Source organism: Streptomyces sp. NPDC054794, from assembly GCF_053611585.1.
In genome coordinates, this window is sequence record NZ_JBSHAQ010000004.1 from 221,680 (window position 1) to 242,789 (window position 21,110).

21 protein-coding genes are annotated in these 21,110 nt (G+C 70.2%); 12 read left to right on the top strand and 9 right to left on the bottom strand.

Features of this window, described 5'->3' with window-relative positions; genetic code table 11:
• The first annotated feature begins 42 nt into the window (after positions 1-42).
• Both ACWGKT_RS05980 and sbnB read left to right on the top strand, forming a co-directional pair.
• The gene (locus ACWGKT_RS05980) at positions 43-1,047 is read left to right on the top strand and encodes a TauD/TfdA family dioxygenase (RefSeq protein ID WP_453272647.1); all 1,005 of its coding nucleotides are present in this window, start codon (positions 43-45) and stop codon (positions 1,045-1,047) included.
• 32 nt (positions 1,048-1,079) lie between these two features.
• Complete coding sequence (gene sbnB, locus ACWGKT_RS05985; RefSeq protein WP_453272648.1) at positions 1,080-2,177, top strand: 2,3-diaminopropionate biosynthesis protein SbnB; 1,098 nt, start codon at positions 1,080-1,082, stop codon at positions 2,175-2,177.
• Here sbnB and ACWGKT_RS05990 read toward each other — a convergent pair.
• Positions 2,089-2,571, bottom strand: coding sequence for a WapI family immunity protein (locus ACWGKT_RS05990; protein WP_453272649.1), 483 nt, complete (start codon positions 2,569-2,571; stop codon positions 2,089-2,091). The two genes, sbnB and ACWGKT_RS05990, sit on opposite strands and share 89 nt — an antisense overlap.
• A gap of 143 nt (positions 2,572-2,714) precedes the next feature.
• Here ACWGKT_RS05990 and ACWGKT_RS05995 point away from each other — a divergent pair, with 143 nt between their 5' ends.
• Positions 2,715-3,245: a MepB family protein gene (locus tag ACWGKT_RS05995; RefSeq protein ID WP_453272650.1), complete on the top strand. Its 531-nt coding sequence runs from the start codon at positions 2,715-2,717 to the stop codon at positions 3,243-3,245.
• Between the two features lie 29 nt (positions 3,246-3,274).
• On the opposite strand, the gene ACWGKT_RS06000 is transcribed toward ACWGKT_RS05995, so the two are convergent.
• Positions 3,275-4,282, bottom strand: coding sequence for an NADP-dependent oxidoreductase (locus ACWGKT_RS06000; protein WP_453272651.1), 1,008 nt, complete (start codon positions 4,280-4,282; stop codon positions 3,275-3,277).
• A 238-nt stretch (positions 4,283-4,520) separates the two neighbouring features.
• On the opposite strand from ACWGKT_RS06000, the gene ACWGKT_RS06005 reads away from it, so the two are divergent.
• Positions 4,521-5,090 (top strand): DUF485 domain-containing protein, encoded by a 570-nt coding sequence (locus ACWGKT_RS06005; RefSeq protein ID WP_453272652.1) that lies wholly within the window; start codon positions 4,521-4,523, stop codon positions 5,088-5,090.
• On the top strand, positions 5,087-6,703 hold the full coding sequence (locus ACWGKT_RS06010) for a sodium/solute symporter (protein ID WP_453272653.1): 1,617 nt from the start codon (positions 5,087-5,089) through the stop codon (positions 6,701-6,703). The genes ACWGKT_RS06005 and ACWGKT_RS06010 overlap by 4 nt, the downstream gene beginning before the upstream one ends.
• Before the next feature lie 125 nt (positions 6,704-6,828).
• On the opposite strand, the gene ACWGKT_RS06015 is transcribed toward ACWGKT_RS06010, so the two are convergent.
• Positions 6,829-7,482 (bottom strand): maleylpyruvate isomerase N-terminal domain-containing protein, encoded by a 654-nt coding sequence (locus ACWGKT_RS06015; protein WP_453272654.1) that lies wholly within the window; start codon positions 7,480-7,482, stop codon positions 6,829-6,831.
• Between the two features lie 262 nt (positions 7,483-7,744).
• On the opposite strand from ACWGKT_RS06015, the gene ACWGKT_RS06020 reads away from it, so the two are divergent.
• Complete coding sequence (locus ACWGKT_RS06020; protein ID WP_235451665.1) at positions 7,745-8,194, top strand: SRPBCC family protein; 450 nt, start codon at positions 7,745-7,747, stop codon at positions 8,192-8,194.
• Between the two features lie 55 nt (positions 8,195-8,249).
• Complete coding sequence (locus tag ACWGKT_RS06025; protein ID WP_453272655.1) at positions 8,250-9,104, top strand: GNAT family N-acetyltransferase; 855 nt, start codon at positions 8,250-8,252, stop codon at positions 9,102-9,104.
• Positions 9,105-9,136: 32 nt separating this feature from the next.
• Here the strand turns inward: ACWGKT_RS06025 and ACWGKT_RS06030 are convergent, their stop codons facing one another.
• Positions 9,137-10,180, bottom strand: coding sequence for a PP2C family protein-serine/threonine phosphatase (locus tag ACWGKT_RS06030; protein ID WP_453272656.1), 1,044 nt, complete (start codon positions 10,178-10,180; stop codon positions 9,137-9,139).
• Positions 10,181-10,309: 129 nt separating this feature from the next.
• Positions 10,310-12,736 carry a SpoIIE family protein phosphatase gene (locus ACWGKT_RS06035; protein ID WP_453272657.1) on the bottom strand — a complete coding sequence of 809 codons (2,427 nt, stop codon included), beginning with the start codon at positions 12,734-12,736 and terminating at the stop codon, positions 10,310-10,312.
• Positions 12,737-13,037: 301 nt separating this feature from the next.
• Between ACWGKT_RS06035 and ACWGKT_RS06040 the strand changes: the two genes are divergently transcribed.
• Positions 13,038-13,469, top strand: coding sequence for a DUF5959 family protein (locus tag ACWGKT_RS06040; RefSeq protein WP_453272658.1), 432 nt, complete (start codon positions 13,038-13,040; stop codon positions 13,467-13,469).
• Positions 13,470-13,622: 153 nt separating this feature from the next.
• Positions 13,623-14,789 carry a hypothetical protein gene (locus tag ACWGKT_RS06045; protein ID WP_453272659.1) on the top strand — a complete coding sequence of 389 codons (1,167 nt, stop codon included), beginning with the start codon at positions 13,623-13,625 and terminating at the stop codon, positions 14,787-14,789.
• Between the two features lie 13 nt (positions 14,790-14,802).
• Here the strand turns inward: ACWGKT_RS06045 and ACWGKT_RS06050 are convergent, their stop codons facing one another.
• Positions 14,803-15,582, bottom strand: coding sequence for a class I SAM-dependent methyltransferase (locus ACWGKT_RS06050; RefSeq protein WP_453272660.1), 780 nt, complete (start codon positions 15,580-15,582; stop codon positions 14,803-14,805).
• Positions 15,583-15,614: 32 nt separating this feature from the next.
• Positions 15,615-16,295 carry an isochorismatase family protein gene (locus tag ACWGKT_RS06055; RefSeq protein WP_453272719.1) on the bottom strand — a complete coding sequence of 227 codons (681 nt, stop codon included), beginning with the start codon at positions 16,293-16,295 and terminating at the stop codon, positions 15,615-15,617.
• On the opposite strand from ACWGKT_RS06055, the gene ACWGKT_RS06060 reads away from it, so the two are divergent.
• Positions 16,274-16,723, top strand: coding sequence for a MarR family winged helix-turn-helix transcriptional regulator (locus ACWGKT_RS06060; RefSeq protein WP_453272661.1), 450 nt, complete (start codon positions 16,274-16,276; stop codon positions 16,721-16,723). The genes ACWGKT_RS06055 and ACWGKT_RS06060 overlap by 22 nt on opposite strands.
• A gap of 96 nt (positions 16,724-16,819) precedes the next feature.
• Here the strand turns inward: ACWGKT_RS06060 and ACWGKT_RS06065 are convergent, their stop codons facing one another.
• Positions 16,820-18,457, bottom strand: a complete 1,638-nt coding sequence (locus ACWGKT_RS06065) for a sigma-70 family RNA polymerase sigma factor (protein WP_453272662.1) — start codon at positions 18,455-18,457, stop codon at positions 16,820-16,822.
• A 393-nt stretch (positions 18,458-18,850) separates the two neighbouring features.
• The gene (locus tag ACWGKT_RS06070) at positions 18,851-19,336 is read right to left on the bottom strand and encodes a carboxymuconolactone decarboxylase family protein (protein WP_356150795.1); all 486 of its coding nucleotides are present in this window, start codon (positions 19,334-19,336) and stop codon (positions 18,851-18,853) included.
• A gap of 207 nt (positions 19,337-19,543) precedes the next feature.
• On the opposite strand from ACWGKT_RS06070, the gene ACWGKT_RS06075 reads away from it, so the two are divergent.
• Positions 19,544-20,485: an RNA polymerase sigma-70 factor gene (locus ACWGKT_RS06075; RefSeq protein ID WP_453272720.1), complete on the top strand. Its 942-nt coding sequence runs from the start codon at positions 19,544-19,546 to the stop codon at positions 20,483-20,485.
• Between the two features lie 121 nt (positions 20,486-20,606).
• Positions 20,607-21,092 (top strand): iron chaperone, encoded by a 486-nt coding sequence (locus ACWGKT_RS06080; protein ID WP_356150797.1) that lies wholly within the window; start codon positions 20,607-20,609, stop codon positions 21,090-21,092.
• The last annotated feature ends 18 nt before the right edge of the window (positions 21,093-21,110 follow it).

Sequence of the window (21,110 nt, forward strand, 5' to 3'; positions counted from 1 at the left end):
CTCCTCCTGCACCGCATGAGCCGCATCGAAAGGAAAGGCACCATGTCCTACGCAATCACCGCATCGCTCCTCAGGGTGGACCTGAAGCCCGGCAAGCCCCCGATCCTGTACGTGGACACCCCCGACAACGCGCCGGGCTGGGCCGCCGACCACCGTCACGCCCTGCGCACCCTGGTCACCGAGCACGGAGCGCTCCTCGTCCGCGGCCTGCACCTGCGCGACGCGGACCAGGCCGGCGCCGTCCTCCAGCGCCTGGGCGTGGATCTGATGACCGACAGGGAGTCCTTCGCCCCCCGCCAGACCTACGCACCGGGGGTGTACTCGTCCACGCCATGGCCACCCAGCCAGCCGATGTGCATGCACCACGAACTCAGCTACACACACCACCCACCCGGCCTCATGCTGTTCGCCTGTCTGACCCCACCCACCTCCGGCGGAGCCACCGCCATATCCGACGCGGCCACCGTGCTGGAGGCACTGCCCTCCGAACTGGTCCACCGCTTCGAACGGGAGGGCTGGCTGCTCTGCCGTACCTACAACGACGAGATCGGCGCCTCTTACGGCGAGGCCTTCGGCACGGACGACCGGACGGCCATCGAGGCCTACTGCCGCACGGCCGGCATCGAATTCGCCTGGCAACCCGACGGCGGCCTGCGCACCCGCCAGCGCCGCCCCGCCGTGACGACCCACCCGGTCACCGGCCGCCCCTGCTGGTTCAACCAGATCGCCTTCCTCAACGAATGGACGATCGAACCCGAAATCCGCGACTACCTCATCGACCTCTACGGCGCCGAGTCGCTGCCCTTCAACACCCGCTTCGGCGGCGGCGATCCGGTCGGCCCGGACGTCATCCGGCTCCTCAACGACACGTACGCCACCCACACCGCCCGCGAGCCGTGGCGGGCCGGTGATCTGATGCTCGTCGACAATGTGCGCACGGCACACAGCAGGGAGGCCTTCGAAGGTCCACGTGAGGTGCTCGTCGCCATGGCCGAGCCGCAGAGTCAGTCCTTCCGACCCCCGGCCGACGAGTTGAGCCCCGGATGACCCCCGCCCGTTCCACGGTGATGGAGCCCGCCATGTCCCAGCCGCCCACCGTGCCGCCGTTCGCAGTGATCTCCGGCGCCCAGGTCCAGCACGCCCTGCGGGACCGGGAAGCGCAGATCGTGGACCTCGTCGAGGCCACCTATCTGCTGCATGCCGCCGGGGAGGCGGTCAGCCCCCCTTCCCACTTCCTGCGCTTCCCCGACCGCCCCGCCTCCCGGATCATCGCCCTGCCCGCTTCGATCGGCGGGCAGGCGCCGGTGGACGGCCTCAAATGGATCTCCAGCTTCCCCGACAACGTCCAGGCCGGCATCCCGCGGGCCTCCGCCGTCCTGATCCTCAACGATCACGACACCGGCTACCCGTTCGCCTGCCTGGAGAGCTCCATCATCAGCGCCACCAGAACCGCGGCATCCGCGGCGCTGGCCGCCGACCGTCTCAGCCGCGACCGGCAACGCCCCACCCGGGTCGGGTTCTTCGGTACGGGCCTGATCGCCCGCTACATCCACACCTTCCTGACGGCCACGGGCTGGTCCTTCGACGAGATCGGCGTCCACGACCTGTCCCGGGACAGCGCCGCGGGGTTCCGGGACCACCTCCAACAGGCCCGCACCGATGGACAGATCACGGTGCACGACAGTGCCGAGGAGCTCATCCGCTCCAGCGACCTGGTCGTGTTCGCCACCGTCGCGGGCGAGCCGCACGTCGGCGACCCGGCGTGGTTCCAGCACAACCCACTGGTCCTGCACGTGTCCCTGCGTGACCTCGCGCCCGAGATCATCCTCACCTCGACCAACATCGTCGACGACGTCGACCACTGCCTGAAGGCCGACACCTCCCCGCACCTCGCCGAACGACTCACCGGCAACCGCGACTTCCTGCGGGGCACCCTCGCCGACGTCATGACCGGACGCGTCACCGTCCCCACGGACCGGCCTGTGGTGTTCTCACCCTTCGGCCTCGGCGTACTCGACCTCGCGGTCGGCAAGTACGTCTACGACGAGACCGCCCGCATCGGTCAACTCCACGTCATCGACGACTTCTTCAGCGGGACGGAAAGGAAGCCAGCGCAAGGTCCCACTGCTCCACCGCCTGAAGCAGCGCGGTCGTGTCGACCCGCAGCTCCACGGTGAACTGGTAGATGCCGGGGCGGTCTTCACCCCGCAGCCAGGGTGGCGCCGCCTCCATGGACAGGTGCACGCGAATCACAGTGCCGTCGTCCCGCTGATCGGCGAGGCTGAAGGCGAGGACCGGCTCGACGAACCATGTGTCCGGGGACAGCCAGCCTTCGTCGTCGGGCTCGGTCACCGCCATCGTTCCGGCCGCCACCGCACGCAGCCAAGTCGCCACCGCACGAGCCTCGTGGGTGAGCAGACACGGATCGGTGAAGGACCAGTTGCCCTCAGGAGTGGTCACCGCGCCTTCGATGACCAGCCAGTTGTCGTCGTACCTGTTGCCCGGGGCCGCGGGGAACTGATAGCCCACAGGGCGCAGCGCGATGCTGGTCGTCTGATCGCTCAGAAGCACGGACACAGGATGTCACGCGCGCGTCCTCGGACGGCGAGCTCAGTGAGACGGCGGTTGCGGGCCACGCCGACCACCCGCGACCCCAGTCGGCGCGAGGCGTTCGCCGGAGCAACCAGGTGACGGCGCAATGGCAGGATGGCCCAATGGTGAGGAACGAGTCGTGGGCCGGGCTGCCCGGTGACCTGCTGGTGGCGAAGGAATGGGTGTACGACCCGTGCGGCCTCGCCTGTTCGCAACCGGTGCCCGAACCGGAGGGTGCCGAGTACGCGGCTCACGCGTTCACGGTCGGCGGCCTCGCGGTCCGGTTCCGTGTGGCCAAGACGACGCCGACCAAGGTCGGTCAGTTCGTCACCGTGTGGCAGCGGTCCACGGAGGGCCCCATCCGGCCCTTCGATACCGACGACGGCGTGGATGTCTTCGTCATCAGCAGTCGCGACGACGACGGATTCGGTCAGTTCCTCTTCCCCCGGGACGTACTGTGCGAGCGCGGCATCATGTCCCGGAACGGCTCCGGCGGCAAGCGAGGCTTCCGTGTCTACCCGCCGTGGGTGACGACGAGCAGTCGCCAGGCCCGTACCACTCAGACCTGGCAGACCGCATACTTCCTGCACCTTCGAGAGGGCGGACCTGTGGACCTCGCCCGTGCCCAAGCCCTCTGTCGCCAGAGGCCTTGAGCACGGCACGAGTTCGAGGTCGGCTCAGGTCAGGTCAGTTCCAGTACCAGTTTGCCGACGTTCTCGCCCCGGAAGAGCATCTGGAACGTGTCGGGGAAGTCGTCCAACGAGCCCTTCACCACATGCTCCTTGACCTTGATGTGACCGGCGCCGATCCAGGCGGCGATCTCCTGCGCGGCCTCCGCGTAGCGCTTGGCGTAGTCGAAGACGACGAAGCCCTCCATGCGGGCGCGGCGCACCAGCAGCGAGAGGTAGTTCGAAGGTCCTTGCACCGGCGTGGAGTTGTTGTACTGACTGATCGCGCCGCAGATCACGACGCGCGCGTGCATCGAGAGGCGGGTGAGGGCGGCGTCGAGGATTTCTCCTCCGACGTTGTCGAAGTAGACGTCGATGCCGTCGGGGGCGTGTTGGCGCAGCGCCTTCTTGACGTCCTCGGAGCGGTAGTCGATCGCCGCGTCGAATCCCAGCTCGTCGGTGAGCAGCGCGCACTTCTCCGGGCCTCCGGCGATGCCCACGACCCGGCAGCCCTTGGCTTTGGCGATCTGGCCCGCGATGGATCCGACGGCGCCCGCCGCCCCGGACACCACGACGGTCTCGCCGTCCTTCAGCGCCCCGACGTCCAGCAGGCCGAAGTAGGCGGTCATGCCGGGCATGCCCAGCGCTCCGAGGTAGGTCGAGGGCGGGGCGAGGGAGGTGTCGATCTTCATGGCGCCCCGGCCGTCGGAGACCACGTACTCCTGGACGCCGAACGTGCCCACCACGTGGTCGCCGGGCTGGAAGTCGGGGTGGTCGGACGCCGTGACCTCGATGACCGATCCGGCACGCATCACCTCGCCGAGGCCGACGGGCGGCAGGTAGGAGGGGCGGTCGTCCAGCCACCCCCGCATGGCCGGGTCCAGGGAGATGACACGCGTCCGGCCCGCGAACCGACCCGGGCCCGGCTCCTCGACGGGTCCCGAGAAGTGCTCCCAGTCGTCGGGCTTCACTTCGCCGACGGGGCGGGCTGCCAGACGGATCTGACGGTTGGTCGCAGACATCGTGTCTCCTGTCGTTCGCGGCTACCCGCGACCATACCGACCAGTAGGTACGAGGAGGCGCGTGACGTTCGCCACACGACCCCGGTGGCCTGGTCCGCAGGCGGCCAACTGGATGCGTGATCGAGCTGAAAACGTAACGCCCAACGGTCTTACCAGCCATTCCAACCGGTCGGTAACGTGCGCCGCCACGCCGTTCTCCCCGCCCCCACGGATCAGCGCCGCACCGGAAGGCCACGCGATGTCATACGCCGACGACCACGGGCATCCCCCGCCAGCACCGAGGGGATGGCCGCAGTCGCGCCCGCAGTCCCAGCCCTACGGCCACGCCCCTCGGCAGGAGTCGTACGGGCGCGACCCGTGGCAGGAGTCGTACGGACACGACGCCCCTCGCTCCGACGCGTACCGCTACGACGCCTCCCCGTACGACCCGTTCGACGCGTACCCCTCGTACGACCCGTTCGGGCAGGCCCCTCGGCGTGAACCGCAGGCGTACGAGACGGAGCGCCAGAGCGCCGAGCTCGTCGCCCTCCGCTCGGCCTACCGCGTGCTGCGGCGGGTCTCCACGCTCACCGCGCTCGGCTCGTTCGTGATCTACGTGGTGCTGTCCTGCTCCGCGCCGGACCTGATGGGCGCCGAGGTGGCCGGCGAGCTGAGCCTCGGCATGGCCCTGGGGATCATCCAGCTCCTCGTCACCTTCGCGGCGGTCCTCTGGTACGGACGCAGCGCGCAGCGTTCCGTGGACCCGCTGGCGCGGCTCGTCAGGGAGCGGGCGGCCCGGCCGGGCCGGGATGCCGGGGTGGCGCGATGAACGACTTCGGCTCCGGGACGCAGGCCACCGTCCTGATCCTGTTCACCTCCCTGGCCACGCTCACACTGCTGATGTGCGTGATGGCCGGACCGGACCGCGACGACCTGACGAACTTCTACACCGGCTACCTCTCGCTCACGCCGCTGAGGAACGGCCTGGCGATCGCGGGCGACTACATCTCGGCGGCGACGGTCCTGAGCACCACCGGCATCATCGCGCTCGCCGGGTACGACGGCTATGTGCTGGCGGTCAGCACCGCCATGTCGCTGGTGCTGCTGATGTTTCTGCTGGCCGAACCCCTGCGCAACGCGGGCAGCTTCACCATGGGCGACGTCCTGGCCCGCAACATGCCCGGTCGGGCCGTGCGTATCGCCTCGTGCGTGGTGACGCTCATGGCGACCCTCCCGTTCCTGGTCGTCCAGCTCTCCGGGGCGGGATCGCTGCTCACCTTCATCCTGGGCATCCCGCACGGGCCGGGCGCCAGGACGACGTGCATCGTCCTCGTCGGCAGCCTGATGATCATCTACGCGGCGATCGGCGGCATGCGCGGCACCGCGCTCATTCAGATGATCAAGATCGTGCTTCTGCTGGGCACCAGCCTCGCCGTTGCCGCGCTGGTCCTCAACCGCTTCGACTGGAACCTCGGCGACGTCATCCGGGCCGCCCAGAACGGCAGCGGCACGGGCCCGGCCTACCTCCGGCAGGGCCTGCAACTGGGCACCTCCGCCGCGGACCGGCTGGACTTCGCCAGTCTCCAGATCACCGTGATCCTCGGCGCCGCCTGCCTGCCGCACATCACGATGCGCCTGTACTCCGCGCGCGACGTCCCGGCCGTACGCCGCTCCATGTCCTGGGCGGTCGGCACGGTCACGACGTTCTGCCTGCTCGTGATCATCATGGGCACGGGCGCGGCGGCACTGGTCGGATCCCAGTACATCACCGCGGCCGACCCGCACGGCAGGACGGCGGTGCTCATGCTGTCCCGGGCGTTCGGCGGCGGTGCCGGCTCCGCCGGCACGACGGTTCTCTACGCCGCCGTGGCCGGCACGGTGTTCATCACCCTGCTGTCCTCGGTCGCCGGCATGACCCTGGCCGCGGCCTCGTCGCTCGCCCACGACCTGTTCACCCACGCGGCCCGGCGGGGACAGGCGGAGCCGCGTACGGAGATGACGGTGGCGGCGTGGGCGAGCGTGGTCGTGGGGGCCGTGGCCATCGCGCTCTCCGCCCTGGTCCAGAACTGGGACGTGGCCGTACTGACCACGCTCGCGATCTGCATCGGGGCATCCGCCGTCGCCCCGGCGCTGACCTACTCCCTGTTCTGGCGCGGATTCACCCGCACCGGCCTGCTCGCGAGCCTGTACGGCGGCGCGGCCTGCGCACTCGTGCTGATGGTCTTCTCCAAGTCGGTCTCGGGCACTCCGGCCTCGGTCTTCCCGAAGGCGGACTTCGGCTGGTTCCCCATGCAGTCCACCGGCCTGGTCTCCATCCCGGTCGGCTATCTGGCCGGCTGGCTGGGCAGCTGCCTCGACCACCGACGCCGCGCCGCCCGGAGCGGCGAGAACCGGCGCCTGTACGAGGAGAGCGAGGCGCAGCTGCTCGCGGCAGCGAAGTGACGGCAGGCAAGCGCACAGGTCAGGCAGTTTGTCGGCATCGCCGCCCCCGGGCACCCGGGGGCGGCTGGGAACGGGCCGGGTGACGCGAGTCGCCCGGCGCGGCCGTCTCCGGACGCTGCGCGAGCTCAGCCGAGGACGAGCGGAAGCCTCGTCGAGAAGTCGCCCGGCGCGGCCGTCTCCGCAGCGGTCGGCGTGCGGCGCCCGGTGCCGACCCGCAGTGCGTCCGCGTCGGTGAACGACGCGGGAAACGCGGTCCCGGCTCTCTTCTCCAGCAACGCGCGTGCCGCCGCGAGGGTTTCGGCGGGCGGCTGGGCGGCGGAGGGCAGATGCGCGATCAGGTCCAGGTGGTGCAGGGACCATTCGAGGACGTACGCGGACAGGTAGTCCCCGACGGTCAGGACCTCGTCGCGCGTGCTGATGCGGGCGGCGGGTCCGGCGAGTACGGCGGCCCGGCCCGCGGCGGAACCGACGTCGTCGAAATGGAACTTGAGCCGGCGGGGTTCGCCGTACGCGACGGCCGGCCGGGGGACCAGCGCGTCTAGCGGGTCCTCACCGGTCGGGGGTTCGGCGAGCTGCCAGTAGGTGACAGCGTCCACGGTCGGTTCGGTGTCGGCGGGCGTGACCAGGGTGATCAGGACGTCCTGGGCGCCGATGACGAGATGGCACACCAGATCGCGCACGAGCCAGCCGGCACAGCCGGAAGGCAGCTCGAAGTCCTCGTCGGCGGTGTCGGCGACCGCCGCGCGTAACGCCGTCCAGGAGCGGGAGAAGAGATCCACCGCGGCACAGTAAGCCCGGTCCGGATGGCGGACAGGCGGTCGGCCGGTCCCACGTGGAAATGCACAATCACCCGCATTTTCGGTAATTGATTTGACGGTAATCGCCTCGGAAATTCGATATGTCCGGTGGAATCCACGCGACAGGCCGATGCGGAAGGCTTCGCGCGTCGTCATGCACCCCTTCCGGGTGCGGGCATCGCCCGAACGGCCGATGGTGGAGGGTGGGGCCCGCCCTGTGCGGATGATCACGGAGGTGTTGCACATGTCCACGGTCGAGAAGCAGATCGACGTCGACGTCCCCGCCGAGGTGGCCTGGGACTACCTGCACAGCGTGGAGAGCCTTCCGCGGTTCGTGGACGGTGTCCGGGAAGCACGCCCACAAGGCAAACGCCGGGCACATCTGGACCTGTCGCTGGACAAGGGGCCGCACGAACTCGATGCCGAGTTCATCGACCGCGCCAAGGGCGGTGCGCAGGGAAGCGTGATGATGTGGCACACCGCCAAGGGCGAGGCCGCCGACCTGAAGGGCGCGTTCACCGTACGGGCGATCGACGACCAGCACACGCAGATCCAGATACGGGTCGAGTACGACCCGGTGAAGACCCGCGAGACCTTCGGCGGACCCAAGGGCTTCGCCCAGTCCGACGCGATCCAGCAACTGATCCAGCACGACCTCGAACAGTTCAAGGAGCTCGTCGAAAGCAAGCGCTGAAGCACACGGTCGCCGCGCGGATATGAGGTGCGGTGGGACACCGTGCCGTGGTGGGATGCTCCGCGTGATCGACTCGCTGCGTGTCCGGATCGGGCAGTACTACGCCACTGTGCCGTTGTCGTTCGCCGATGCCGAGGATTTCGGTTCGCTGCGGCTGTTCGTGCGAAGCAAGCCCGGCGCTCCGTACTACGGCGGTCCCAGCCATGCGCAGCCCACCGCCGCCGGAGCCTCGGTCGCCGAAGCCGACATTGCCCGGGTACGGGCTCGGCAGCGTGAACTCGGCGTGCCGGAGGCTTTTGAGTGGCTGGCCGAGGCGGCGCCCGGTCTGCGGGCCCGTATCGAGGCGGCCGGTCTGCCGGTGGCGGAGCGGCCGCTGCTGGTGCTGGATCCGCACCACCGGTTCGCCCCGCGGCCGCCGCTGCCCGATGGTGTGACGCTGCGCGTGCTGACGGCCCATGACCCTGCGTTGCCCGCGGCCCTGGCTCTGCCCCGGCTGGCATTCGGCGAGGGCGGCACGGCGGTGGGGTCCGGGGGCCGTGAGGAACTTTCGGTGGCCGCCGAAGAACTGACCGAGGACGGCACCGTGGAAACGGTCCGCCCCACGATCCGCGCCGGGCACAAGACGCTCATGGCCGCCCTCTCCCCGGACGGCACCCCGCTGGCCGTCGGCCACTACCACCCGGCCGGCGGCACCACCGAGATCGGCGGCATCGGCACCCTTCCCATCGCCCGCCGCCAGGGCCTGGGCGCCGCCCTCACCGCGGCCCTGGCCGACCACGCCCGCGACCACGGGGTGAGCACGGTCTTCCTCGCCTATGCGGAGGACGCCGTCGCCCGGATCTACGCACGCCTGGGCTTCCGCCCCGCGGGCACGACTCTCCTGATCGCCGACCAACCCGCGCGCTCGTGAGCCGCGGGAGCGGCAGGCGCGGCTTTAGCCGTCTACGTCGCGATCTCCTGAGGCAGCGGATGCCTGGAGCGCACGGCGAGGGCCGCGATGTCGTCGCTGAGCCGTCCGCCGCTGTAGTGGACCAGGTCCTGGTGCAGCTGGTCCAGCAGCTCGCGGGGCGAGGTCGGGCCGACCTGTCGCATCCAGTCGGGCAGGGGGAAGAACCTGCCCGCGTTGTCCCGGGTCTCCGTCACGCCGTCGGTGTAGAGGAGCAGCTGGTCGCCCGAGGCAAAGGTGATGGTGTCGATGCTGTAGTGGTACCCGAGGAGCGTCGCCAGGTTGAGGGGCGGCGAGGGGCTGGTGGGCTCCAGGACGAGGATCTTCCCGCGCTGCACGAGCAGTGGAGGCGGGTGCCCGCAGTTCAGAATTCTGACCTGCCCGCCGTCGTACGGAATCTCGGCGAGCAGGGCGGTGGCGAAGTGCTCGGGCTGATCCGGGCCGGGTGTCGCGATGCTGTAGCGGGCGATGCTTCCTTCCATGCGACGGATGACGGCTCTCAGGTCGGGTTGGTCGTACGCGCTCTCCCGGAAGCAGTTCACCACCGCCGACGCCGCCCCCACCGCCGCGAGCCCCTTGCCCCGCACGTCACCGATGAGCAGGCGTACCCCGTACGGCGTCTCGGCCGCCTCGTAGAAGTCGCCGCCGATCCTGGCCTGCTCCTGGGCGGCCAGATAGAGCGACTCGATCTCCACGTCGTGTATGCGACGCGGCAGGGGCCGCAGCAGCACCTTCTGGGCCGCGTCGGCGACGAGCCGGACCTGGAAGAGCGTCTCCTCCCGCTCAAGGCGGAGATGGCTCGCATAGGCGGCCGCCAGGGTGACCGCGATGATCGCGGCGGCCGTGTAGGGGGTGCCCAGATCGGAGTAGACGAGGCTGAGTCCGATCATGACCAGCAGGCAGAACACGCCCAGCAGGATCGTCGGGAGGACGGGCCACATCGCGGCGGCGAGCGCGGGTGCCGCGGGCAGCAGACGGCTGAACGCGATTTCCCTCGGCGTGGCGAAGGCCAAGCCGGTGATGAGGAGCGTGAGGAACACCGGTGACAGCAGTACAGTCTCGCGTCGGCCACCGAACGGAGGGCGGCGATGCCGGGGCCGTCCTGACCTGATCACAAAGTCCATCCTATCGGTGCAAAGTGGACATCGCGCTGCGCGTGCCGGCACCAGTCAGTCCGAGGGCAGCGCCTGCTCCGTCCAGATGGTCTTGCCCTCGCGGGTGTAACGCGTCCCCCACCGCAGAACGAGCTGGGCCACGATGAACAGCCCGCGACCGCCTTCGTCGTCGTCCGCGCTGTGGCGCAGGTGAGGCGCGGTGTGGCTGGCGTCCGCGACCTCGCACACGAGGGTGCGGTCACGGATGAGCCGCAGATGCAGCAAGCCGTCGGCGTACCGGACGGCGTTCGTGATCAACTCGCTGACGATCAGCTCGGTGGAGAACACGAGCTCGTCCAGTCCCCAGTCGCTCAGCCGTCCGGCGACCAGTACCCGCGCGCGGCCGGCGGAGACCGGCTCGGCGGGCAGGGTCCAGACGGCGACCCTGCGGCTGTCGAGCTCACGGGTGCGGACCAGCAGCAGGGCCGTGTCATCGGTGGTCGTGCTGCCGGGGAGGAGTTCGGAGATGACCCGGTCGCAGAGATCCTCCAGAGGTCCTGAGTCCTCGCTGAGGACCTTCCCCAGGGTCTCCAGCCCCTTGTCGATGTCCCGGTCGCGCAGTTCGACCAGGCCGTCGGTGAAGAGGGCCAGCAGACTGCCCACCGGAAGTTCGACCTCAAGGGACTCGAACGGAAGCCCGCCCAGGCCCAGGGGTGGGCCGGCCGGTAGGTCCGGGAAGGTGACGTGCCCGCCGGGCTCCACGACCGCGGGCGGCAGATGGCCCGCGCGAGCCATGGTGCACCGTCGGGACACCGGGTCGTAGACCGCGTACAGACAGGTGGCCCCGGCCGCGACATCGTCATCGGCGGATGCGTCCGGGGCGTCCGCGCCGGCCTCGGCCGACTGTCCCACGAGGTCGTCCAGCCGCTTGAGGAGCTCGTCGGGCGGAAGATCCATGGGAGCGAGAGCCCGCACGGTCGTACGCAGCCGCCCCATGGTGGCCGCCGCGTGCAGCCCATGCCCCACCACGTCCCCGACCACCAGCCCCACACGCGCCCCGGAGAGCGGGATGACGTCGAACCAGTCGCCGCCCACGCCGCTCAGATCGTCCGTCGGCAGATAGCGGTGCGCCACTTCGACGGCCGAGTTCGGCGGCAGGTACTGCGGCAGGAGCTGCCGCTGAAGAGCGAGGGCCGCGTTGCGTTCGCGGGTGTAGCGGCGGGCGTTGTCGATGGACACCGCGGCCCGGGCGGCCAGCTCGTCGGCCACCGCGACGGCGGCCCGGTCGAAGATCCCCGACCCGACGCGACGTACGAAGGTGACCAGGCCGAGCGGGCTGCCCCCGGCCCGCAGCGGCACGACCAGCGTGTCGTCCTCCAGCACGAGACCGCCCGAGGCGAGACTGCGGTGCTGGGGCGAGTCGATCGCGTACTCCACCGGACGCGGCTGGCGACGCGCTGACTCCGCGGAGTACGCCGGGCCCCCGGAGGCGGCCGAGCGGGACGCGGTGCGGACCAGCTCGCTGCCCGCCGGATCCCCGCCCTCCGGCACCTCGCCGCCCAGCACGGCCGCAGCGAGGTCCACCTCGACGAGGTCGGCGAACTCGGGAACCGCCACCGCGGCCAGCTCGTCCGCCGTGGCGATCACGTCCAGCGTGGTGCCGACGCGACGACCGGCCTCGACCAGCAGATTCAGCTGACGCTGCGCCTCATGGCGGTCGGAGATGTCGAACGCGTCCTCGCACACCCCGAGCACTCGGCCGTCCGGGTCCTGCAGCCTGTAGTAGGAACAGGACCACAGGTGTTCCCTCCCCGGGTCGCTGGGCTGCTGGCCGCGGAAGTGCAGGTCGATGATGGGCTCACCGCTGTCCAGCACCTTGTTCATGACGCCGTGCAGGGTGTCCGGGTAGCCCGGAGTCACGAACCGTCCCTTGGGGTACAGGTCGTCGGCGTGCCGGCCCCGGACCTCCGCGAGCGGTTGCCCCAGTTCCAGCTCGGAGGCGGCGTTGCACCAGACGAGACGCAGCCGCGTGTCGTAGATGGCGAAGCCCAGGGGCGACTGGGTGGCCAGCCCGTCCAGCATGGCCAGCCGGGACTCCCACCCCCCGAGCTGCCCGACTTCGGTCGCCACCAGGACTCGCTGGGCGGCGCCGGTCCCGGCCAGGTGGCAGACGGCGATGACGAGGTGCAGCCGGCGGCCGTCACGGTGAACGGCAACGTGTACGTCCCGTTTCGGGTAGGCCATGATCGACGCGTCGGCGGCCTGGTCGGCCGATGCGGACTCGCAGGTGGGTCTGGTGGGGGACGCGGACTCGTCGTGGACGAGGAACGTGCCGGCGGGACGCCCGATGATCTCGGTCGGCAGATAACCGAGGAGCTCCTGCGCCGCAGGGCTCCAGCCGATCACCATGTCCTGGTCGTCGACTACGAATGTGGCGGCCTTTGTCACGTCCAATGGGCCACGGAAGTCGGCGTCCCGGGTTGCCTGTCCTGCGTAGCTCATTACGCCCTCACCGGCCTGCCTCGTCAGGTCCAGAGTCCGCCTGATGCTGACGCCGCGCAAGCGATCGGATCACTGGCGCGTCGGGCCGCTCCGCCGCCCGGGCGAAGGCGTTGCCCGGCAGGTGGCGAATTCAGTGAATGGTCATTGGCCAATTGAGGAGAACGTTTGAGTTCGCCGAGAAATCCGAGGCCGTCATGAATTGGCGTGTGGGACAGGAAGCCACGAAGGGGACCGCCGTCCGCACCGGCGCCCACGCCGACGCATAGGGTGCGACGACACACGCGAGACGGGAGGTGCCGTCATGGCCGAGGAGTCGATCGACCTGATCCGCCTGGAGGGCGGCGGCAACACCGTCATCCTCCGGATCACCGGGAAGGAGACGCGGCAGGGCCTCACCGGGACTGACGTCCTGGCCGGGGAGTTCCACGTCGACACACCCTTTGTCCGGGGGAGCCTCAGGACCTGGCTCTTCCCCGAGGATCTGAGACAGTGGCAGCAGGCCCTGGACATGCTCGACGCGGGACATGACGTCGCATGGCGTGAAGGCACCCGCGCCCCATGGCTGTTCATCGAGCGTGACGAGGACGACGACCGGTGCCGAGTCACGATCAGGGACCACGCGATGTCCCTGACGGCGGTGACGGTGACGGTTCCCTTGACCGACTCCTGGTTCGACGACGCGTACCGCCGCCTCGACCTGACCTCGCAGACCTGGAGCCTGAAGGAAGGCTGAGAGGGCCGACGCCGAGGTGATGCCCTCGCAACGCCCTTTGAACAGTACGGTGTTGAGGTGACTGTTGTTGAGACCGTGGCACGTGTACGAGTCGATGGTGGGCCCTCTGTCGAGCGGTTGATATGCCACCCGCGACTCCCCTTGGTCGCCGGCTTGGACTCGGAACGCCCGGCGGTACACGTCTGGGACTGCGCGGTCGGGCAACTGCGCCGACTGGGCACGGTCGGCGCCGAGTCGACCGACTACGCCGAGGCCGGTTGGCGACGCACTCAGCGGACGCCCGCCGTCACCTGGCATCCGCACCAGCCCCTGCTCCTGGTCTCGGGCGAGAACGGACTGGTCCAGTGGACTCGTGCCGGGTTCTCGGAACCGGAAGGTCTGCCGGCCACCGCCCGCTACCGAAATCTGGCATTCAGCCCGAACGGCCGGACGTTGTGGGCCTCGCCGTCGTCCGGCGACGAGGAAGACGCATGGGAGCGGTCCGACGTCCTGGACCTCGCTTCGGGAACCGTCGTCACCGGACCGAGTTGGGACACCGGGATCGCGGAGCATCCCGCCGGCGGGCTGGTGGCCACGCTCTTCAGCAATCAGGGCGCGACGCTCGGGCTCTTCGCACGCGTCGATGACGACACCCGGCCGGCGGCGATGCGCGTGCTTCGCCGGGCGCTGATCCTTGATGCCGACGGCTACAGGACACCGATCTTCAGCGCGGACGGACGCCATCTCGCGATCCGCGGCAACGCGTACGGGAACACACTGAACGTATTCGAGTTCCCTTCACTTCACTGCGTACTGACGACCGCCCTCGGCGACCCCTACCCGGGCTACCCCTACCCGCCGGAGTGGCTTGAGCAGATGCGCGCCTGGTCGCGACACAACATCGCGTTCGGAGTCCGACCCGGCGTGCTCTGGGTCGGAACGCCGACCGGCACGCTCATCGAGGTCGACCTCCACGGTCAGCGGGCGGTCGAGCACGACGTGCTGGGCGGCTCCCCGGTGACAGCGTTGACCGCCACGACGACAGGGCATCTCCTCGTCGCCGGCGGTGGAGGCGAGCTCGCGCTCCTGTCGCTGCGCGCCGACTCCGCAACGGCCCGAACCCCGGACGCCGACGCGTCGCGGGCCGCGGTCGCATCCTTCTTGGCCGCCACCTCCGAGGTGCCCGACGTCGGTGACCTGGAGACCCACCTCGTCATCACCGACGGCACCCGGACCTGGGAGCGGGACGACCTGGAATCAACGACCACCGCGACCGCGACGGACCCGTCCTGGCTGCAACTCCAAGCGGCGGTCAACACCGCACGCGCACAGGACAAGTAGCCGCCGTGATGCGTCACAGCCGCCGGACGCGCAGTACGCCGGTCAGCATCGGGAGCGTGAACTCGCCGCGGGCCGTCTCCGGTCTGTCGGCGAGGAATGCGCGGATCCGGCCCAGCGTGACGTGCTGTTCGTGTTCCGGCATGACCAGCATTCCCGCGCGCGTCGCGATGGTCGCGACGAGGGAGTCGGCGGTGCGGCGCTGCCCGTGGGGGAACTCGGCCTGTTCCGGCGAGCCGAACCGGGCGGCCGCGCCGGTCTTGGGAAGGTGCAGGTCGGCTGTCTCGGCGCGCCAGCCGATGGGCGTGTCACGGGGGCCGATGGCCGCGCTCACGCTGACCCGCGCGAGCCCGGCGACCCACTCGACCTGGTCGTCCATGAGGTTCCACAGGCCGGCCAGGATGCCGCCGGGCGCGAGGACCCTGGCGATCTCGGGTCCCGCGACGGCCATGTCGAACCAATGCATGGCGTTGCCGGCCAGCACGGCATCGACGCAGGCGTCCGGCAGCGGTATCGCCTCGGCACTGCCCGACAGGGCACGGACATCCGGCAGTGAGCGGCGCAGCTCGGTCAGCATCCCCGGGTCGGGCTCGACGGCGATCACTTCGGCACCCAGGGCGACCAGCGTGGCGGTCAGCTTGCCGGTCCCGGCGCCGAGGTCGAGCACACGGGGGCCGGGCGCGGGTCCCAGCGCCCAACGCACCGCGGCCTGCGCATAGTTGGGACGGTGCGCGGCGTACACGCCCGCCGCCGCGCCGAACGACGAGGCGTGAAGCAGCCGTTCACTGCGATCCACGCGGTGACGCTATACGCGCTCCTGGCGGTCGGCTACCCCGCCTGACAGGCCGCCGAAATCTGGCCGACCAGCACGGCGAACGGCATGTCCGGCGCGGCGTACAACGCGCCGGATGCGGGGGAGGCGTTTTCGGCCAGGGCCTCGACCATGAGGGTGCCGTAGTCGCTGACGATGACGCCCGCCTGCTGCATGCGCAACAGGCCGGGCTCCCGCTTGGTACGGCTGAAGGTGCCGGAGGCGTCGACGGCGACGTACGCGTCGTACCCGGCGGCCGTCGCCGAGGTCGCGGGCAGTGCCGCGCACCCTTCGAGGGACACCCCGGCGAAGATCAGCTTCTGCCGTCCGGTGGCCTCGACGGCCTCGCGGACCCGGTCGTCGTGCCGGGCGGCGACCGTGCTGCGGTCGGTGATCTTCTGTCCGGCCGGCAGGGCCTCGACCAGCTCGGGTGCGGTCGGCCCCCACATGCTGTCGGCGGCGGTGGTCACGACCAGCGGGATGCCCAGCACGGTCGCCGCCCGTGCCAGCGCGACCACGTTGTGCTTGAGCTCGCCGATCGGGATGTCCCGGACGCCGGTCAGCAGACCCACCTGGTGGTCGACCAGCGCGACGACAGCGTTCTCCCGGGTGATCGACTCCGTGAATCCGCGACCTCGAGCGTCATCGCCGGGGCGACGGTGATCGAGTCGCCGGTGTGCACACCCATCGGGTCGAATCGGAGCCGGACCTGGGCGTGCTCGCCGCGCGGGTCCTCTTCTCCGTTCAGCGTGAGCTGTTCACCGCGCTCGCCGAGCAGGGCTTCGACGACATCCAGCCGCGCGCCGGCGCCGTCCTCGCCTACCTGCGTGCCGACGGCATCCGCGCCAGCGAGCCGGCCCGCGCCTCCGGACAGCACAAACAGGTCATCGGCTCCCTCATCGACGACCTGGAACGCCTCGGCTACGTCGAACGGAGGCCGGATCCGGCCGACCGCCGCGCCAAGCTGATCTGTCCCACCGAACGCGGCCTGCTGCAGATGGAGGCCGCCACCTCCATCATGCGCGCCATCGAGGAACGCCACGCGAACGCACTGGGCGAGCGGGAGTACGCCGCCTTCAAGACGGCTCTCCACCATGTGGCCGATCTCCAACGTCAGGCTGATTGAGTCCGGGCATACCGGGAGTGCGCCCACGCCGTGGAACGCGCGCACACCCCGGTCACACTGCCACGGCACTCACGAGGCGGAGTCGGCAAGAGCGACTCACTGCTTGGCGCCGAAGTCCTGCGTCCACCACGGGCCGCCCGAACCCTTGTGGACGCCCACCCCGATGTTCTTGAAGGAGCAGTTGAGGATGTTGGCGCGGTGGCCGGGGCTGTGCATCCAGGAGTCCATCACGGAGGCCGGGGTCTGCTGGCCCTGGGCGATGTTCTCCCCGTAGGTGGACCAGCGGTAGCCGGCGGCGGTGATGCGCTGCCCCGGGTCCCGGCCGTCGGGGTCGGTGTGGTCGAAGAAGTTGCGCGCGGCCATGTCGTCCGAGAGGCCCTGCGCCGCCTTGTCCAGCTGCGGGTCCTCGGTGAGCGGACCGCAGCCGGCGTTCGCCCGCTCCTTGTTCACCAGGGCGACCACCTGCGCCACCGTGCCGGACGGGGCCGCCTGTGCAGGCGGCGTAACGACGGACGTACGCGTGGGCCGGATGGTCTGCCGGGGGGTCGGGGTGCTCTTTTTGGTGGGCTTCGGGCTCGGCGACGCCTTCGCCTTCTTCGGCGCCGACGGGGAAGGCGACGCGGAGGCCGAGGCGGACGGTGTGCTCTGGGCGGTGCTGGGGGCCGAGAGGTCCATGACGGGAGCGCCGGCGGAGTGCGCGGTGGTCGTTTCGTCGTTCCCGGAGCCGGAGTCCGTACCGAAGTACCAGAGGCCGCCGCCCGCCACGCAGACCGCCACGACGGCGCCGCCCACGGCACGGCGCCGTATTCGACGGCGCCGGCGGGCCTCGCCCCGGGAGGCACCTCGCACGCGCGAGGCGCGGTGCCCGGCCGCCGGGCCGGATCCGGTGCGGCCCGCGGAGGCATCCATGCGCAGCGCCGAACCGGCCGGAACCATCCCTCCGGTGGTCGAGCGGATGCCCGCGACGAGCGCGGACGACGCCGCGACCAGCCCCAGACCGGCCAGCAGTCCTTCCGCGGGCATCAGCCCGCTCCACAGGCCCGTGCAGCGCGCGCAGCCGCGGGCGTGCCGGGCTATGCGCTTGCGCCACAGCGCGGAGGGCCGGCCGTCCCAGGTGCCGAGCATGCCGCGCAGTTCCTCGCACGGCGGCTGCGCGGCGAGCGCCCGGACCACCACACGGGCGGCTTCCAGCTGCGCCTTCATCCGCTGCACCCGCACCGCCGTGTGCTGGGGCGTCAGTTCCAGGGCCTCGGCGACCTCGGCCCGGGTCAGCTCACCGGCGCACTCCAGCCACCACAGCGACAGGAGCCCCCGGTCGTCCGGCTCCAGCCAGCGCGTGGCAGCCGCGGTTTCCTGGCGCTGGCCGGACAGTTGCAGCTGCACGATGGTCAGATCCACGAAGTCGGCCCCCGGGTCGGCCAGATCGTGGGCCTCCTCCACCGCGTCGGGGGCGACCTGCCGGTCCTGCCAGTGCGCCCGGACCTGGTTCATCGCGATCGCCACGAGCCAGGATCGGAAGCTTTCGGGCGTGCGCAGGCCGCCCAGCGCGTCCAGGGCCCGCAGCATGGTCTCCTGCACCACGTCGTCGACGTCGACCGAGCCGTTCAGAGCCCGTCCCACGATGTTGTAGACCAGCGGGAGGTAGGCACTGACCAGGGCGTCCTGAGCCTCCGGGTCGCCGTCTCGGGCGGCCATCACCAAGGCCGCCGACTCCGCCGCGTGCTGTGTGCTCATCTAACGCTTCCCTGTCCTAGACGCCGAACGATGCTGTCCGATACCTGGGAGACCGCCGGGGGAGCCTCGGATAACAATTCTTCGGACGCGCGTTCCCCGAAAGATTCACCGCACCCGCCCTTCGTCCGCAAGGAAGAACGTCACATCAGTCACATGTGCGACCCACGCAACCCTTGAAGACGCCCTCCGGGGAGGAGTGTTGAAGCGGGCGAAGATGCATGATCCGGGTGAATCGACCGGGCCGTACGCCCCAGTTCGCCGGATCTGCGCCACCCGTCTCTGCTTCCGTCGACGTCTCCCCCTCCACGCCGACGACGGCTGCGACCGGGACATGCGCGGGCCCGGCCCGGATCGACTGATCCCGGGCCGGGCCGGGCCGACCGCGGCCGCCGGTCAGTTGACCGCCGTGGCGAACGTGCCGGGCTCGTACGAGCCGCCCCGCTGGTGCACGATCACGGCGAGCCGGTTGGCCGCGTTGATCAGGGCGACCAGGCAGACCAGTGCCGCGATCTGGTCGTCGTCGTAGTGCTTGCGCACCTGGGCCCAGGTCTCGTCGGACACGCCCTCGTGGGCGTCCGCGAGCCGGGTGCCCTCTTCGGCGAGGGCCAGGGCGGCCCGCTCGGCCTCGGTGAACACCGTGGACTCGCGCCAGACGGCGACCAGGTTGAGGCGGACAGGGGTCTCGCCGGCGGCCGCCGCGTCTTTGGTGTGCATGTCGACGCACCAGCCGCAGCCGTTGATCTGGCTGGCGCGCAACGACACCAACTCCTGTGTGGACTTGGGCAGCGGCGACTGGCCGATCACCATGGCGGAGTTGGCGAACCGCTTGGCGAACTTGTTGGAGATCTCGTTGTCGAGCAGGTTGAATCGGGCGTCCATGATCTCGTCCTCACTCGTGGTGTTGCGTTTGCCGAACACGAGATGCCGGCGCCCCGCTTCTTGTGACGGCACGGTCGTGTGACGAGCGCCACCATGCAGAGGTGTCACAAGTCAGCGGGGGGCCGACGTCTTGTGCGCGTGACACTGTCGAGAGCGAACAGGCAGGAGCAGCAGGTGAAGAGCGCGCGCAGCGAGCACACGGCGGACATGGAGGACACGAAGGGCGCGGAGGGCGTAGAGGGCGCGGCTGGGCAGCACGCCGACGGTGGACGCACGGATGCCGCCACCGAGGCGTTCATCGCCCATCGCAACCTGCTGTTCACCGTCGCCTACGAGATGCTCGGCTCGGCCGCAGACGCGGAGGACGTGCTCCAGGAGACCTGGATGCGCTGGGCGGGTGTCGATCTCGGGAGCGTGCGGGATCAGCGTGCGTACCTGGTCCGGATCACCACGCGCCAGTCGCTGACCCGGCTGCGTACGCTCGGCCGCCGTAAGGAGTCCTACGTCGGCGCCTGGTTGCCCGAGCCGTTGCTGACCGCCCCGGACGTCGCCGAGGACGCCGAGTTGGCCGACAGCGTCTCCATGGCGATGCTGCTGGTGCTGGAGACGCTCGCGCCGACCGAGCGGGCGGTGTTCGTGCTGCGCGAGGTGTTCGACCTCGGGTACGACGAGATCGCCGAGGCCGTCGACAAGAGTCCGGCGGCGGTCCGTCAGATCGCGCACCGCGCACGGGCACATGTCGCCGCGCGCCGGCCGCGCGGGATCGTTTCCCGGACCGAGACCCAGGACGCGCTGGACGCGTTCCAACGGGCCGCCGAAACCGGCGACTTGCAGAGCCTGTTGGACCTCCTCGCGCCGGAGGTGGTCTTCCTGGGCGACGGTGGTGGAGTCAAGAAGGCCGTCCTGCGGCCGGTCGTGGGAGCCGACAAGGTGGGCCGTCTGCTGGCCGCCGGAATGGGCACAATCGCCGCGGGGTCGATGCGACCGGCACAGGTCAACGGCTACCCGGCGCTGATTCTCCGGTTCGACGACGCGATCGACACCGTCGTGGCGGTGCGCATCGACGACGGCCTCATCACCGGCCTCTACGCCGTACGCAATCCCGAGAAGCTGTCCCACATGGAGCGGGAGACCACCCTGCGCCGCTGAGCCCGGGGTGATCCCGCCCGTGTGACATCCGATCAGTTTCGGAGAAGCGGCCGTCACGGCGTCTCCCTAGGATGGAATGACCGCGATCAAGTCCCGCGAGTCCGCCGGAGAGGAACCTGCCATGAAGGCCACGCAGACGTCCGCAAAGAGCACCAGCACCACGGACAAGACCGACAGGAAGTACGACGGCTTCACGGACGAGGAACGCGACGCGATGAAGGCGCGCGCCCAGGAGCTGAAGACGGCCGCGCGTCGCGGCTCGCGCGCGGCCAAGGCGGACACCGAGGGCGAGGTGCTCGCGAAGATCGCCGAGATGCCGGAGGCGGACCGTGTCCTCGCGGAGCGGATCCACGGCATCGTGAAGGCCAGTGCGCCGCAGCTCACGCCGAAGCTCTGGTACGGGATGCCCGCGTACGCCAAGAACGGCAAGGTCGTCTGCTTCTTCCAGAGCGCGCAGAAGTTCAAGTCGCGTTACGCCACGCTCGGTTTCAGCGACCAGGCGAACCTCGATGACGGCGCCATGTGGCCAACCGCCTTCGCCGTACGGGAGTTGACCCCCGCCGACGAGGCCCGGATCGGCGAACTCATCAAGCGCGCGGTGAGCTGAGGCCGGTCCTCCGCACGG

Coding starts and splice junctions, on each gene's coding strand:
- sbnB (WP_453272648.1), top strand. CDS start 1,080: ATGTCCCAGCCGCCCACCGTGCCGCCGTTCGCAGTGATCTCCGGCGCC.
- ACWGKT_RS05995 (WP_453272650.1), top strand. CDS start 2,715: ATGGTGAGGAACGAGTCGTGGGCCGGGCTGCCCGGTGACCTGCTGGTG.
- ACWGKT_RS05980 (WP_453272647.1), top strand. CDS start 43: ATGTCCTACGCAATCACCGCATCGCTCCTCAGGGTGGACCTGAAGCCC.
- ACWGKT_RS06040 (WP_453272658.1), top strand. CDS start 13,038: ATGGCCGAGGAGTCGATCGACCTGATCCGCCTGGAGGGCGGCGGCAAC.
- ACWGKT_RS06080 (WP_356150797.1), top strand. CDS start 20,607: ATGAAGGCCACGCAGACGTCCGCAAAGAGCACCAGCACCACGGACAAG.
- ACWGKT_RS06070 (WP_356150795.1), bottom strand. CDS start 19,336: ATGGACGCCCGATTCAACCTGCTCGACAACGAGATCTCCAACAAGTTC.
- ACWGKT_RS06065 (WP_453272662.1), bottom strand. CDS start 18,457: ATGAGCACACAGCACGCGGCGGAGTCGGCGGCCTTGGTGATGGCCGCC.
- ACWGKT_RS06005 (WP_453272652.1), top strand. CDS start 4,521: ATGTCATACGCCGACGACCACGGGCATCCCCCGCCAGCACCGAGGGGA.
- ACWGKT_RS06000 (WP_453272651.1), bottom strand. CDS start 4,282: ATGTCTGCGACCAACCGTCAGATCCGTCTGGCAGCCCGCCCCGTCGGC.
- ACWGKT_RS06010 (WP_453272653.1), top strand. CDS start 5,087: ATGAACGACTTCGGCTCCGGGACGCAGGCCACCGTCCTGATCCTGTTC.
- ACWGKT_RS06035 (WP_453272657.1), bottom strand. CDS start 12,736: ATGAGCTACGCAGGACAGGCAACCCGGGACGCCGACTTCCGTGGCCCA.
- ACWGKT_RS06025 (WP_453272655.1), top strand. CDS start 8,250: ATGCTCCGCGTGATCGACTCGCTGCGTGTCCGGATCGGGCAGTACTAC.
- ACWGKT_RS06075 (WP_453272720.1), top strand. CDS start 19,544: ATGGAGGACACGAAGGGCGCGGAGGGCGTAGAGGGCGCGGCTGGGCAG.
- ACWGKT_RS06020 (WP_235451665.1), top strand. CDS start 7,745: ATGTCCACGGTCGAGAAGCAGATCGACGTCGACGTCCCCGCCGAGGTG.